At 71.3% G+C, this 14,118-nt stretch carries 13 protein-coding genes; 1 reads left to right on the top strand and 12 read right to left on the bottom strand.

The annotated features are described in order from the left end of the window. Nucleotides 1-52: 52 nt before the first annotated feature. The 4 genes from ACFUPX_RS00875 to ACFUPX_RS00860 all read right to left on the bottom strand — a co-directional run bounded on the left by ACFUPX_RS00875 (nucleotide 53) and on the right by ACFUPX_RS00860 (nucleotide 4,011). On the bottom strand, nucleotides 53-1,171 hold the full coding sequence (locus tag ACFUPX_RS00875) for an acyl-CoA dehydrogenase family protein (RefSeq protein ID WP_383313671.1): 1,119 nt from the start codon (nucleotides 1,169-1,171) through the stop codon (nucleotides 53-55). After that, nucleotides 1,168-2,385 carry an acyl-CoA dehydrogenase family protein gene (locus tag ACFUPX_RS00870; RefSeq protein ID WP_383313669.1) on the bottom strand — a complete coding sequence of 406 codons (1,218 nt, stop codon included), beginning with the start codon at nucleotides 2,383-2,385 and terminating at the stop codon, nucleotides 1,168-1,170. The genes ACFUPX_RS00875 and ACFUPX_RS00870 overlap by 4 nt, the downstream gene beginning before the upstream one ends. Beyond that, nucleotides 2,382-3,350, bottom strand: a complete 969-nt coding sequence (locus ACFUPX_RS00865; protein ID WP_383313668.1) for an NADPH:quinone oxidoreductase family protein — start codon at nucleotides 3,348-3,350, stop codon at nucleotides 2,382-2,384. The genes ACFUPX_RS00870 and ACFUPX_RS00865 overlap by 4 nt, the downstream gene beginning before the upstream one ends. A 79-nt stretch (nucleotides 3,351-3,429) precedes the next feature. Next, nucleotides 3,430-4,011: a helix-turn-helix domain-containing protein gene (locus ACFUPX_RS00860; RefSeq protein ID WP_383313914.1), complete on the bottom strand. Its 582-nt coding sequence runs from the start codon at nucleotides 4,009-4,011 to the stop codon at nucleotides 3,430-3,432. 186 nt (nucleotides 4,012-4,197) lie between these two features. Here ACFUPX_RS00860 and ACFUPX_RS00855 point away from each other — a divergent pair, with 186 nt between their 5' ends. Beyond that, complete coding sequence (locus ACFUPX_RS00855; protein ID WP_383313666.1) at nucleotides 4,198-5,154, top strand: SDR family oxidoreductase; 957 nt, start codon at nucleotides 4,198-4,200, stop codon at nucleotides 5,152-5,154. A gap of 29 nt (nucleotides 5,155-5,183) precedes the next feature. Here the strand turns inward: ACFUPX_RS00855 and ACFUPX_RS00850 are convergent, their stop codons facing one another. The 8 genes from ACFUPX_RS00850 to ACFUPX_RS00815 all read right to left on the bottom strand — a co-directional run bounded on the left by ACFUPX_RS00850 (nucleotide 5,184) and on the right by ACFUPX_RS00815 (nucleotide 14,028). Continuing rightward, the gene (locus tag ACFUPX_RS00850; RefSeq protein ID WP_383313664.1) at nucleotides 5,184-6,020 is read right to left on the bottom strand and encodes an enoyl-CoA hydratase/isomerase family protein; all 837 of its coding nucleotides are present in this window, start codon (nucleotides 6,018-6,020) and stop codon (nucleotides 5,184-5,186) included. 93 nt (nucleotides 6,021-6,113) lie between these two features. After that, nucleotides 6,114-6,866 carry a PIG-L deacetylase family protein gene (locus ACFUPX_RS00845; protein ID WP_383313662.1) on the bottom strand — a complete coding sequence of 251 codons (753 nt, stop codon included), beginning with the start codon at nucleotides 6,864-6,866 and terminating at the stop codon, nucleotides 6,114-6,116. Nucleotides 6,867-6,906: 40 nt separating this feature from the next. Then, entirely contained in the window at nucleotides 6,907-8,235 is a 1,329-nt protein-coding gene (locus ACFUPX_RS00840) for an alpha/beta fold hydrolase (RefSeq protein WP_383313660.1), read from the bottom strand. Between the two features lie 49 nt (nucleotides 8,236-8,284). Beyond that, the gene (locus tag ACFUPX_RS00835) at nucleotides 8,285-9,301 is read right to left on the bottom strand and encodes a LacI family DNA-binding transcriptional regulator (RefSeq protein WP_383313658.1); all 1,017 of its coding nucleotides are present in this window, start codon (nucleotides 9,299-9,301) and stop codon (nucleotides 8,285-8,287) included. 57 nt (nucleotides 9,302-9,358) lie between these two features. Then, nucleotides 9,359-10,462: a rhamnose ABC transporter substrate-binding protein gene (gene rhaS, locus ACFUPX_RS00830; protein WP_383313656.1), complete on the bottom strand. Its 1,104-nt coding sequence runs from the start codon at nucleotides 10,460-10,462 to the stop codon at nucleotides 9,359-9,361. Between the two features lie 38 nt (nucleotides 10,463-10,500). Next, nucleotides 10,501-11,502 (bottom strand): ABC transporter permease, encoded by a 1,002-nt coding sequence (locus ACFUPX_RS00825; RefSeq protein ID WP_383313655.1) that lies wholly within the window; start codon nucleotides 11,500-11,502, stop codon nucleotides 10,501-10,503. Continuing rightward, nucleotides 11,495-12,535, bottom strand: a complete 1,041-nt coding sequence (locus ACFUPX_RS00820) for an ABC transporter permease (RefSeq protein WP_383313653.1) — start codon at nucleotides 12,533-12,535, stop codon at nucleotides 11,495-11,497. The genes ACFUPX_RS00825 and ACFUPX_RS00820 overlap by 8 nt, the downstream gene beginning before the upstream one ends. After that, nucleotides 12,532-14,028 (bottom strand): sugar ABC transporter ATP-binding protein, encoded by a 1,497-nt coding sequence (locus tag ACFUPX_RS00815; RefSeq protein WP_383313651.1) that lies wholly within the window; start codon nucleotides 14,026-14,028, stop codon nucleotides 12,532-12,534. Before ACFUPX_RS00815 ends, ACFUPX_RS00820 begins: the two co-directional genes overlap by 4 nt. Nucleotides 14,029-14,118 lie beyond the last annotated feature (90 nt).

Raw genomic sequence — 14,118 nt, 5'->3', positions numbered from 1 at the left:
GTGGGTAAAGAACGTGGCCCGTACCGAAAAGATCACAGGGTCCGGGGTCCCGTCAGGGAGCCGGCAGGTTCACGCGCGCGGCCAGCTCCTCCCGGTGGCGTCCCACGGTGCCCAGTGCGATCGAGTCGGACTTGGCCCGCTTGAGGTAGAGGTGGACGGGGTGCTCCCAGGTCATGCCGATGCCGCCGTGCAACTGGAGCGCCTCCTCGGCGACGTGCACCGTGGCGGGCGACGCGTAGGCCTGCGCGAGGGCCGCAGCGACATGGGCGTCCTCGCTGCCGGTCGCGAAGGTGTCGGCCGCGTTGCGGGCGGCGGCGCGCATGTTGACCACCTCGAGCCAGAGCTGGGCGAGGCGGTGCTTGAGCGCCTGGAAGGAGCCGACGGGCCGGTTGAACTGGTGCCGTTCCTTCGTATGACGCACGGTCTCGGTCAAGCACCAGTCGGCGAGGCCCAGTTGCTCCGAAGCCAGGAGCCCGGCCCCCGCCCACAGCCCTCGCCGCACGGCGGGTCCCGCCTCAGGGCCGACCACGCGCGCGTGAGCCCCCTCGAAGACGACCGTGGCCAGCGGACGCGTGAGGTCGAGCGCGGTCCGCGCTTCGACGGTGACGCCGTCCTGCGCCGCGTCCACCGCGAACAGCCCCGCACGCGTCGGCACCAGCAGCACGTCGGCGGCGACCGCGTCGGCGACGCCGGACACGCTGCCGTGCAGGGCCTCGCCGTCCACGCGTACCTCGGGCAGCACACCACCCGGCGCGGTGGCCAGCGGCACGGCGAGCACGGCGACCGTGCGCCCGGAGGCGAGCGCGCCCAGGAGTTCGCTGGCCGCGTCGCCCTCGCAGGCGAGGAGCGTCTCGGTGGCGATGACCGCACTGGTCAGATAGGGCACGGGCGCCACCGCGCGGCCCAACTCCTCCAGGACCACGGCGGCTTCGCGGTGCGTGGCGCCCTGGCCGCCGAGCGCCTCGGGCACGAGCAGGCCCGCGAGGCCCATGCCGTCCGTGAGCGCCTTCCACAGTTCACGGTCGTGCGGCTCGGCGGACTCGGTGCGCGCGAGCACGGCGGCGGCGTCGCAGTGGTCGGCGAGGAGGCCGCGCACCACCGAGCGCAGCGCCTCTTCCTCTTCGGAGTACAACAGGTCGCGCTGCGAGCTCAGTGATGACTGCGTACTCATCGGGCGAGGTCCTTCCACGCGACGTCCTTGTCGGTGCGCGGCTCGGAGGGCAGCCCGAGGACGCGCTCGGCGACGATGTTGAGCAGCACTTCGCTGGTGCCGCCCTCGATGCTGTTGCCCTTGGCGCGCAGATAGCGGTAGCCCGCGTCGCGGCCGACGAAGTCGACCTTCGCGGGCCGCCGCATCGTCCAGTCCTCGTACAACAGCCCTTCCTCGCCCAGGAGTTCCACCTCCAGGCCGCTGATCTCCTGGTTCAGACGGGCGAATCCCAGCTTCATGCCCGAGCCCTCGGGACCCGGGTGCCCGGCGACCAGTTGCTGGCGAAGGCGCTCCCCGGTGACCCGGGCGACCTCGGCCTCGACCCACAGCGTGAGGAGCCGCTGGTGCAGGTCGTGCGTGCGCAGCTCGGGGCGCTCGCGCCAGGCCTCGACGACCGGGCCGATCATGCCGCCCTCGCGCGGGATGCGGGAACCGCCGATGGACACGCGCTCGTTCATGAGGGTGGTCTGCGCGACCTTCCAGCCGTCGCCGATCTCCCCGAGGCGGTGCGCGTCCGGGATGCGTACGTCGGTGAGGAAGACCTCGTTGAACTCGGCCTCGCCGGTGATCTGCCGCAGCGGACGCACCTCGACGCCCGGGTCGGTCATGTCGCAGACGAAGTAGGTGATGCCGCGGTGCTTGGGCACCTCCGGGTCAGTGCGGGCGATGAGGATGGCCCAGCGGGCGGCATGCGCGCCGGACGTCCACACCTTCTGCCCGTTGACCACCCAGGTTCCCCCACTCCCGGCTTCGTTCGAGCGGGAGGTGCCCCCACCGTCCAGGACGGCGCGCGTGCCCAGGGCGGCGAGGTCGGAACCGGCGCCCGGCTCGCTGAAGAGCTGGCACCACACCTCGTCCCCGACCCACAGCGGCCGCAGGAAGCTCCGCTTCTGCTCCTCGGTGCCGAAGCGCAGGATGGTCGGCGCGGCCATGCCGAGGCCGATTCCGATGCGGCGCGGGTCGTTGTCGGGCGCGCCCGCGGCCTCCAACTCGGCGTCCACGACGGCCTGCAGCGATCTCGGCGCACCGAGCCCGCCCAGCCCCTGCGGGTAGTGCACCCAGGCGAGTCCGGCGTCGAAGCGGGCCTTCAGGAACGCCGCGCGCTCCGTCGACGCGGGCGGGTGTGCGGCGAGGAACTCCTGGGTGCGGCGGCGCAGTTCGGCGGCCTCCGTCATGCGTCACCTCCCGCGGGGACCACGGCCACCCGGCCCGTGGTGACTCCGTCGGCGACGCGCTGGACGGCGGCTGCAGCGTCGCTCAGCGGCACGCGCTCGCTGATCAGCGGCTTGATGGCACCCTTGGCCGCGAGCTGGGTGAGTTCCTCGTGGCAACGGAGGATCGCCTGCGGGTCCTTGGCGTTGTAGAGGCCCCAGTGCAGGCCGAGCACCGCGTAGTTCTTCACCAGGGCGTGGTTGAGCGCGGGCGTCGGGATGACACCGCTGGCGAAACCGACGACGATGATCCGGCCCTCGAAGGCGACGCACTTCGTGGACTGCGTGTACGCGTCGCCGCCCACGGGGTCGTAGATGACGTCGGCGCCACGGCCGCCGGTGGCTTCCTTCACGGCGCCGATCACGTTCTCCGTACGCCGGTCGATGACCAGGTCGCAGCCGAGCTCGCGCGCGACCTCGGCCTTCGCGGCGCCGCCGACGACACCGATGACCTTGGCACCCGCCGCCTTGCCGAGCTGGACGGCGGCGCTGCCCACTCCCCCGGCGGCCGCGTGCACCAGGAGGGTCTCGCCCTCCTGGAGGTGCGCGCGGCGGTGCAGGCCGAACCAGCCGGTCTGGTAGCCGATGTGCAGGGCCGCGGCCTCGGCGTCGTCCAGGGCGTCGGGGGCGGGCAGCACGGTCGCCGCGTCGGCGATCGCGTACTCGGCGAAGCCGCCGTGCGGGAGGGCGGGGTTGGCGATCACGCGCCGGCCGTCCTCGGTCTCGCCGCAGATCTCCACGCCCGGTGTGAAGGGCAGCGGGGGCGTGATCTGGTACTGCCCGCGACAGAGCAGGGCGTCGGGGAAGTTGATGTTGGCGGCGCGGACCTTGAGGAGCAGCTGTCCGTCGCCCGGCACCGGCCGGTCCACGTCTTCGAGGCGCATCACCGCGCCCGGCTCGCCGTTCTGGTGCACTTGCCATGCCTGCATGCGGGGCCTCCACGGGGCGTTCGTAGACCTAGCTCCATCGCATACTAAGCGGTCGCTTGCAGGCAGGGGAACCGTCTGGTCAGTCCACTTCGCGCTTGCTCTGCGTGGGCCGCGCGCGTACGTGCATGCGCTCGCCCTGCGGCCCGAACAGGCTGAGGAATTCCGCGGGCCCCTCACCCGTGGACCCGAACCAGTGCGGAAGGCGGGTGTCGAACTCGGCGGCCTCGCCCGCCGTGAGGATCACGTCGTGATCGGCGAGCACGAGCCGCAGCCGTCCGGACAGGACGTACAGCCACTCGTACCCCTCGTGTGTCTGCGGATCGGGCTGGACGGAGCGGGCGGGCTCGACCACCTTGTACGCCTGGAGGCCACCGGGCTGCCGGGTCAGCGGGACCATCGTGCGGCCGTTGCGGACGATCGGCTTGGCCCGCACCCGCGGGTCGCCGACGGGCGGGGCGCCGACGAGCTCGTCCAGGGCGACCTGGTGGGCGCGGGCGATGGGGAGCAGGAGTTCGAGGCTGGGCTTGCGGTGGCCGGACTCCAGGCGGGAGAGGGTGCTCACGGAGATGCCGGTGGCGGCGGCGAGGCCCGCGAGCGTCGCGCCGCGCTCCTTGCGGATGCGGCGCAGGCGGGGGCCGACCTCGGCCAGCACGCCGCTCATGCCCGCGTCGCCTTCGGTGCCTTCCACGCCATCGGCCTCGGTGGTGGTCGCGGTCCTGGTGTTTTCGGTCGCCTTCATACGTCCATTGCAGAATCAGCAAAGGCGTTTGTCAATCCCCGGGCTACTCCAGTCGGCGCGGGCTTGAGGGCATGGCGCTTTGAGGCGTTCCGCGATATCGATGCGGCCATGACGGACGAAGCGAACGAAGGGACCCCGCCAGGGCTCCCGGCCCCCGCCCCGCCGGGCACGAGCGCCCTGCCGGAGGGGACGTACGACGGGACGGTCGTCCTCGTGACCGGCGGCGGGACAGGCCTGGGCAAGGCGATCGCCGCGGAGTTCGCCCGGCTCGGCGCCGACCTGGTGATCGCGAGCCGCAAGGAGGAGCGTCTGAAGTCGGCGCGGGACGAGCTCGCGGGTCTCGGCGGGCGGGTGGCGGCCGTGGCGTGCGACATCCGGGACCCCGAGCGCGTCGCCGAGGTCTTCGACGCGGCACAGGACGCGTTCGGCCTGCCGGGCGTCCTGGTCAACAACGCGGCGGCCAACTTCCCCGTGCCCGCCGAGGACATGTCCCCCAACGCGTGGCGAGCGGTCGTGGACATCACGCTGACCGGGACGTTCTTCATGGCGCGCGAGTTCGGCCGCCGCCATCTCGCGGCGGGCGCACCCGGCTCGATCATCAACATCGGAGCGTCGTACGCGTGGACGGGCGGCCCCGGTTTCGCGCACAGCGCGGCGGCGAAGGCGGGTGTGAAGAGCCTCGTCGAGAGCCTGGCGGTGGAGTGGGGTCCGTACGGGATCCAGGTCAACGGCCTGGTGCCGGGGTTGATGCCGCACGAGGACATGACCGACGACATCCGCGGCAACCTCGACCGGGCGAATCCGGCGCAGACCTCCCGGGAAGGGCAGCAGACAGGGCAGCAGGCTTCGCAGGCAGGGCAGTTGGGCGCTCGCCAGCCCGCCCTCCGCGTCGGCGCCCCGCGCGAACTGGGCTGGGCCGCGACCTTCCTCGCCTCTCCCTACGCCCGTTTCATCACGGGGCACACCTTGGTGGTCGACGGCGCGAACTGGCAGCGTCGGGGGCTGGTGAGCCCGGAGGTGATGACGGTGCGCGAGCAGATGGGACGAGGGCCCTTCGAGGGTTAGCCCCCCAAGCGGCAGGGCGGGGCGCAGGCCTACTTACCCTCGAACGTCGCCGCCCGCCGCTCCCCCTTCGCCGCGTACCCGGCACGCGAGTCCTCCGACGTCAGCGTGATCGCCGCGTTCATCGCGACCCGGTCGAGGGCTGCGTCCATCCCCGCGTCCGCGTACGCGTCGATGCCCCGCTTGATGCCCTGGACGGCCAGCGGGCCGTTCGCCGCGATCTCCGCGGCGACTTCGCGGGCCGCCTTGGTCAACTCGGCCCCGGGTGTGACGAGTTGGACGAGGCGCAACCGCTCGGCCGTGGCCGCGTCGATACGGCGTCCGGTGAGCGAGAGCAGCTTGGCCCAGCCCGCGCCCGCCTCACGCGCGATGCGCAGATCACCGCCCGCGTCCACCGCGACTCCGATCTGCGCCTCGGGCAGCGCGAACACCGCGTCGTCGGACGCGATCCGCACGTCCGCCATCAGCGCCAACTCGAAGCCGAACCCGAGGCAGTACCCCTGTACGGCGGCGACGATGGGCTGCGGAAGGCCCGCGAAGGCACGGAAGCGCTCGTGGACCCAGCGCAGACCCTCGTAGTAGTTGCGGGTGCGCTCGGATCCCGAACGGCCGCCGATCGCACCGCCGTTGCTCGCGGTGACGTCGATCCCCGCACAGAACGCCCGCCCCTCGGCGCGCAGCAGCACCGCCCTGATCGAGTCGTCGAAGCGGATCCGGTCGGCGAAGATGCCCAGCTGGCGGGTGGACTCCCAGCTCCACGCGTTGAGCTTCCGCGGACAGCAGAGGGTGAGGGTGCCGATGCCGTCCTCGATGTCGAGGCGCAGCCGCTCCTCACCCTCCGGTATGTCCTTGCCGATGGTGTCGATCATCCAGGACCAGCCCCTGCCTACTCTTCTGACGCCTCGTCAGGTAGTTGACGTGGCGTCAGAGTAGCGGCGGTGGCTCAGCGGCTGAAGACCTCGTCAGCGACTGAAGACCTCGAAGGACACCGCGGGCTTACCGCCGAAGCGCGGCGCCACCCGCTGCGCGTTGCCGGTGAGGAACTCACGGCAGTACTTCTCGGGGTCCTCCTGCGTCAACACCTCGATGTACGTGCGGTGTTCGAGGAGCGAGCGCACGGAACGCTCCAGCCCGGCCGTGGCGTCCGCCGCGTGCGTGGGCGACGAGGAACCGGCGACGGCCACCCAGCGCACACCGTTCCAGGGCTCGAGACCGTCCTCCTCGATCAGCTCGGGGAAGATCCACCGGTTGCCCGCGTCCGCCACGGCGTCCAGGGTGGCGCGGCCGACGGCGACGTGGTCCGGGGTGTTCCATGCGACGCCGCCCCAGGTGTCGCGGTGGTTGAGCGTGATCACGAGCTCGGGGCGGTGCCTGCGCACCGCGGCGGCGATGTCGCGGCGCAACCCGATCCCGTACTCGATCACGCCGTCCTTGTGGTCGAGGAACTCCACGCTCGACACGCCGACGACCGCCGCACTGGCCCGCTGCTCCCGCTCGCGCAACGGCCCGCAGGTGGCGGGGTCGAGGGTGTCGATGCCCGCCTCGCCTCGGCTGGCCAGGAGGTAGGAGACCTCGCGCCCGCCGTCCGTCCATCCGGCGATCGCGGCGGAGCAGCCGTACTCCAGGTCGTCGGGGTGGGCGACGACGGCGAGGGCGCGCCGCCAGTCCTCGGGCATGGGGGTGAGCTGGTCGTTCAGGTTCAACGGCTCTGTCATGCCCGCAGCCTAACTTCGCGGCGCCCCGCCCGTGGTGTCCTCAGGCCTCGCCGCGGGCCAGGGCGAGCAGCCGGTCGAGGACGCGCGGTGAGCCCACCCGCAGTCCGTCGTGCTCGTACTCGTCGGTGACCCAGGTCCGCAGGCCGCGGATGGAGCGTGCGGTGCGCAGGGAGTGCTCGGTGTCCACGTACATGTCGTCGTGGTAGATGGCGGCGGCGGCCGGCACCTCGTTCGCGGCGAGGCGTGCCGTGTCGTGCAGGGGCGCCCACCCGGTGCGTGCGGCGAGGAGGTCCGCGGTCTCGCGCAGCGGCCGCAGCGCCGGGTCGCAGTCGAACTGCCAGCGCTGGACGGCTTCCCCGGTGAAGAGCAGCGGCGCGTCCCCGGCGAGCGCCTTGCCCGGGTCGAACTGCGGGAACTCGCCGCGAAGCCGCTCCGCCGACCAGTCGGTGGGCCGCTCGCCGTGGCCGTAGATCGACTCGTGGAGGAGCGCGAAGAGCGGACGGTCCCTGAGCGAAAGCTCGGCCTGTACGTGCTCCTGGAACGCGTCGGACAGCTCGAACCCCGCGGGCGTCCTGACGAAGGCGTCCTCGATGAGGTAGTGCAGACGGTGGCTGCCGTCCTTGGTGCCCAGCAGCATGCCGAGGGACTGGAACGCCTCGACGGTGAGGCGGTAGCCGCCGTTCAGGACCGGCTCGTGCTCGGCGAGGTGGGCGGCGATGCGGCGGGCGCGCTCGACGTCCTGGGGGTAGCGGGCGTAGTGGGCGGCGCTCTTGCGCTGCATGCGCGGGTAGGCGGCGCGGTAGACGTCGTCCGCGTGGCCGTCGAGCGCGGGAAGGCCGCCGGTGATGATGGCGGTGTCCAGGCCTTCGGGGGCCGCCGACAGGTAGTGGGTCGCGCAGAAGCCGCCGAAACTCTGGCCGAGGACGGTCCAGGGGGCGCCGCCGGTCAGCTCACGCCGGATCAGCTCGCAGTCGCGCACGATGGAGTCGGCGCGGAAGTGCGTGAGGTAGTCGGCCTGTTCGCGGGGGCCGCCACGCAGCGGGAGCGTCTGGCGCGTCGCCGGAGTGGAGCTGCCGGTTCCGCGCTGGTCGAGCAGCAGCACCCGGTAGTCCTGCAGGGCCCTGCCCAGCCAGGCCTCCTTGCCCGCGAACCGGTTGGCCCCGCAGCCGGGGCCGCCCTGCAGATACACCAGCCACGGCAGGTCCAGGGCGTCCCCGCGCCCGCTCGCCACGGCCTCGCGGGCGAAGAGCTCGATCCGCTCCCCCGCCGGGTCGTCGTGGTCGAGGGGAACGGTGAAGCGGTGGTCGGTGAGGACCACGCCGGGCTGACGGTAGGAGGCACTGGCGGTCAAGGGGGCTCCTGGGCGCATGCGGAACGGGACACTTCGCCCCAGTTCAGCACACCCGTCCCGGAGCCGGTCAGCGGGGCATCAGGCTGGAGCGCCGTACGACCAGTTCCGGCTGGAGCACCACACGCCGGTGATCGTGTGCGTCCGGCTCGGCATCCGACTCGGTCTCCTCCAGGAGGAGTTCCGCGGCCATGGCGCCCATCTTGATGGCGGGCTGGCGCACGGAGGTGAGCGGGACGACGGCCGCCGCGGCGAACTCGATGTCGTCGTAGCCGACGATGGCGATGTCATCGGGCACGCTCACCCCGGCCGCGTACATCGCCTGGAGCACCCCGAGGGCCAGCAGGTCGTTGGCGCAGAAGACGGCGGTCGGCCGCTCGGCGAGACCGAGCACGCGGGCGCCCGCGTCGCGTCCCGCGGCCACGTCGAGGCGCTCGGTGGGCAGCTCCCGCAGCGCCGACGCCGGAAGACCGGCCTCGGCCAGGGCCTGCAGCGCTCCCTGCCTGCGGTCCTTGACCTGGTTGAGTCCGGGCGGGCCGCTCACGTACGCGATGCTGCGGTGCCCCGTGTCGACCAGATGGCGCACCGCGAGCGCACCGCCGAGGACGTCGTCCACGGAGACGGAGCACTCGGTGGCGCCCTCGGCGACCCGGTCGACCAGGACGAACGGGATGGCGTGCCTGCGGAACGCCTCGATGTTGCGTCCCGTGGCGTCCGCCGGGGTCAGCAGGACGCCCCGGACCCGCTGTTCGGCGAAGAGCGCCAGATATTCGGCCTCTTCGGAGGGGCTCTGTCCGCTGTTGCACATCATGACGCGGAGCCCGGCGTCGCGCGCGGCCCGCTCGGCACCGCGCGCGACGTCCACGAAGAAGGGGTTGCCCATGTCGAGCACGAGCAGCGCCATGATGCGGCTCTGCCCCGCCCGCAGCTGCCGTGCGGACTCGCTGCGTACGTAGCCGAGCCGTTCGATCACGGACTGCACCCGGTGGCGGGTCTCCTCGGAGACCACGTCCGGGCGGTTGATCACGTTCGACACGGTGCCCACCGACACGCCGGCGTGCTTCGCCACGTCTTTGATGCCGACCATGCGTCCCCTTGTTCCGTTGCTCGTGCGGTGCCGTGCGCACCGCCGCATGCGATCCCCTCAGAATTTGTACTGGTCGATGTTCTTCTTGTCGAAAACGGTCGGTTCGCCGAGATCGACGACTCCCTTGTCACCGATGGTGAAGCTGCCGAGGTCGCCCGCCTCGAACTTCTCGCCCTTCTTGCCGGTGATCTGCCCGGACTTCAGGGCCACGGCGGTGTGCGCGGCGAGCGCGCCGAGCTTGGCCGGGTCCCACAGTTCGAAGCCCTCGACGGTGCCGTTCTTCACGTACTGGCGCATGTCGTTGGGGGTGCCGAGGCCGGTGAGCTTGACCTTGCCCTTGTACTTCGAACCCGAAAGGTACTGGGCGGCGGCCTTGATGCCCACGGTCGTCGGGGAGATGATCCCGGCCAGCTTCGGGTGCTCCTGGAGGAGGCCCTGGGTCTGCTGGAAGGACTGCTGGGCGTCGTCGTTGCCGTAGGCGGTCTTGACCAGCTTCATGTCCTTGTACTTGGGCTTCTTCAGCTCCTTCTTCATGTAGCCGATCCAGGTGTTCTGGTTCGTCGCCGTCTGGGCGGCGGAGAGGATCGCGATGTCGCCCTTGTAGCCGAGCTGCTTGCCCAGCAGCTCCACCTGGGTGCGGCCGAGCGCTTCGGCGCTGGACTGCGAGACGAAGACGTCACGGCATCCGGGGTTGGTGTCCGAGTCGTACGTGACGACCTTGATGTCGTTCTTCATGGCCTGCTTGAGCGCGGTGCACAGGGCGCCGGGGTCCTGTGCGGAGACGGCCATGGCGTCGACCTGCTGCTGGGTGAGCGTGTTGACGTAGCTGACCTGCCCACTGGTGTCGGTCGCGCTGTTGGGTCCTGTCTCCTTGTACTTCGATCCGAGCTCGCCCAGCGCCTTCTCGCCGCCCTTGTCGGCGACGGTGAAGTACGGGTTGTTGACCTGCTTGGGCAGGAAGGCGACGGTGAGGCCCTTCTTGGTGGCCGCGTCCGGGTCGGCCTTCGCGTTCGAGGCCTTGGCCGCGTCGTCGTCCTTCGAGGACTCCTTGGTGGTGCCTCCGCAGGCGGTGGCGGTGAGGGCGAGCGAGGTGACGGCGGCCAGGGTCACGCAGGCGCGGGTGAGCGCGGAGCGGCGGACGGAGCGGCGGGGAGAGAGCATCGTTGGTCCCTTTCGGACTTTGTCGACGGTACGAGGGGTCAGCGGGCTGGAGCGGCGGCGGCGCGTCGGCCCGCTCGGGCGACGGCGATCTGCCGGGCCACGCGCGGCCCGAGGACGGACACCACGAGCAGCACGCCGGTGACGACGATCTGCGACTGCGCGGAGACGTTGAGCAGGCTCATCGCGTTCTGGAGCGCGCCGAGCAGGAAGACTCCGGCGATGGCACCGCCGAGGGTGCCCTTGCCGCCGTCGAAGTCGATGCCGCCGAGCAGGACGGCGGCGACGACGGACAGTTCGAGGCCCGTGGCGTTGTCGTAGCGGGCGCTCGCGTAGTGCAGGGCCCAGAAGATGCCCGTGAGCGAGGCCATGAGTCCCGTGGCGACGAACAGCCACAGCTTGTGCCGCTTGACGCGGACACCGGCGAACCGCGCGGCCTCCTCGTTGGCGCCGATCGCGAAGAGCGAGCGCCCGAAGGGAGTGGCGTGCAGGACGACGACGGCGATCGCGAGCAGTGCGAGGAAGGGCAGGAAGGCGTACGGCAGGAACGTGTCGCCGACCTGTCCGGCCGCGAAGTCCAGGTACTGCGTGGGGAAGTCCGTCACGGCGTCCGACCCGAGGACGATCTGTGCGATGCCCCGGTAGGCGGCCATGGTGCCGATGGTGACGGCGAGCGAGGGCAGCCCGAGGCGGGTCACCAGGAGGCCGTTGACCAGGCCGCAGACGACTCCGAGGAGGAGTACGAGCGGAATGATCGTCTCGATGGCCAGGCCGGCGTTCCACAGAGCGCCCATCACCGCTCCGGAGAGCCCCGCCGTCGAGGCCACCGAGAGATCGATCTCTCCGGAGACGACGAGAAGTGTCATCGGGAGGGCGATCAGGGCGATGGGGAGCGTGTTGCCGATGAGGAACGACAGGTTGAGGGCGTTGCCGAAACCGTCGACAAAGGAGAAGGACATCAGGAGGAGGACGACAAGGAGTGTGCCGACAACCGTGTCCCAGCGGATGGCGCGCGTGACGTTGAGCCGGTGGGAGTCAGCCATGGCGGGCGTTCCTCTTCTTCAGGGCCTTGGCGACGCGCAGGGCGACGATACGGTCGACGGCGATGGCCAGGACGAGCAGTACGCCGTTGATGGCGAGCACCCACACGGAGCTGACGCCGAGCGCGGGAAGCACGCTGTTGATGGAGGTCAGGAGCAGGGCGCCCAGTGCGGCGCCGTAGACGCTGCCCGAGCCGCCGGTGAAGACGACGCCGCCGACCACGACGGCGCTGACGACGGTCAGTTCGTAGCCGTTGCCGGTGGCGGAGTCGACGTTGCCGAAGCGGGCCAGGTAGAGCGCGCCCGCGAGTCCGGCGAGCGCTCCGCAGGCGGTGTAGGCCGCGAGGATGCGCTTGCGCACCGGGATGCCGGCGAGGCGCGCGGCCTCGGGGTTGGAGCCCAGGGCGTAGAGCTCGCGTCCGCCGCCGAAGTGCCGCAGGTAGTAGGCGACGGCGATCAGGACGGCGAGGGCGATCAGCGCGAGGTAGGGCACCGCCGAGATCCCGCCGGAGCCGAAGTCGACGAAGCCGTCCGGCAGGTCGGACGCGGTGATCTGCCGGGAGCCGACCCAGATGGAGTCGATGCCCCGGATGATGTAGAGGGTGCCGAGCGTCACGACGAGCGCGGGCACCTGGCCGAGGCTGACGAGCGCCCCGTTGAGCAGCCCGCAGCCGACGCCGAGCGCGACCGCGAGCAGGATCGCGACCGTCGGGTCGCCGCCGCCCTGGAGGTAGTTGCCCGCCGCGAAGGCGCTGATCCCGAGCGTCGAGCCGACCGACAGGTCCACGTTGCGGGTGATGACGACGAGGGCCTGGCCCGTCGCGACGAGGACGAGGATGGTCGCGTTCAGGAGCAGGTCCTTGATGCCCTGCTCGGAGAGGAACTCGCTGTTGCCCGCCTGGGTGATGCCGATCATCACCAGGAAGACCAGCAGGATGGCAAGTTCGCGCATCTTGAAGACGCGGTCGACCAGGCGGGTGGCCCCGGCCTTCTCGGGGTCCACGGCGGGTGCCGGGCTCTGGGTGGTCACGCTCATGCCGTCCTCCCGGTGGCGGCAGCCATCACGGACTCCTCGGTCGCCCGCGCGCGCGGGATCTCGGCGGTGAGCCGCCCTTCGTGCATGACGAGGACCCGGTCGGTCATCCCGAGGATCTCGGGCAGGTCGGAGGAGATCATCAGGACCGCGACTCCGTCGGCGGCGAGTTCGGAGAGCAGCCGGTGCACTTCGGCCTTGGTGCCGACGTCGATGCCGCGGGTCGGTTCGTCCACGATCAGCACCTGGGGCTTGGTGGCCAGCCACTTGGCGAGGACGACCTTCTGCTGGTTACCGCCGGACAGGGTGCCCACGGCGTCGGCGATGCGCGCGTACTTCACCTGGAGGCGCACCGCCCAGTCGAGCGAGCGGCTGCGTTCGGCGCCGCGGTCCATGAGGCCCGCGCGGACCGTCGTACGCAGTCCGGTGAGCCCGATGTTGCGCTCGATCGACATGTCCATCACCAGGCCCTGGGCGCGCCGGTCCTCGGGCACGAGGGCGAGTCCGGCGGCCATGGCGGTGCTGGGGGCGCCGTTGATCAGCGCCTTGCCCTGCACCTCGACCGTTCCGGCGTCCCACCGGTCGACGCCGAACACGGCCCTCGCGACCTCGCTGCGCCCGGCTCCCACGAGCCCGGCAAGACCGACGATCTCGCCGCGCCGCACATCGAAGGAGACGTCGGTGAAGACGCCCTCGCGGGTCAGCCGGCGGACGCTGAGCGCGACGTCGCCCACCTGGGTGTCCTGCTTGGGGTAGAGCTCATCGAGGTCGCGGCCCACCATGCGGCGTACGAGGTCGTCCTCGGTCAGGCCGGCGAGCGGCTCGCTCGCGATCAGGCCGCCGTCCCGCAGCGTGGTGACGCGCTGGCACAGCTCGAAGATCTCCTCGAGGCGGTGCGAGATGAACAGCACGGCGGCGCCCTGTTCGCGCAGGGTGCGCACGACGCCGAAGAGCCGGGCCACTTCGCTGCCGGTGAGGGCCGCGGTCGGCTCGTCCATGATCAGGACCCGTGCGTCGAAGGAGAGCGCCTTGGCGATCTCGACGATCTGCTGGTCGGCGATGGAGAGGCCGCGCGCGGGCTGATCGGGGTCGAGGTCCACGGCCAGGCGCTTGAAGAGCGCTTCGGCCGCCGCGTGCACGGCCTTGTGGTCGACGCGGCCGAGGGTGCGGCGGGGCTGGCGCCCCATGAAGATGTTCTCCGCGACGGAGAGGTCGGGGAAGAGCGTCGGCTCCTGGTAGATGACGGCGACGCCCGCGTCCCTGGCGTCACCGGGGCCGTGGAAGACGACCGGGGACCCGTCGAGCGTCAGCTCTCCCGCGTCCGGCCTGTGGACCCCTGCGAGGGTCTTGATGAGGGTGGATTTCCCTGCGCCGTTCTCGCCCGCGAGGGCGTGCGCCTCACCGGCGTACAGCTCCAGGGAGACGTCGTGCAGGGCGCGAACGGCCCCGAAGGACTTGCTCAGGCCCTGCACGGCAAGGACGGGGGGCTCTCTCATAGGTAGCACCGATCGGTCACGAAGGGCATGCGGCTTCTGGCATGGGGTGTCAGGCATGGGGTGTGTCAGGCATGGGGTGTGTCAGGCGTG

This window comes from Streptomyces sp. NPDC057302, assembly GCF_042667685.1.
Lineage (GTDB): Bacteria > Actinomycetota > Actinomycetes > Streptomycetales > Streptomycetaceae > Streptomyces.
Note: the sequence above shows the minus strand (reverse complement) of the source record. Positions and strands in the feature narration are given on the sequence as shown.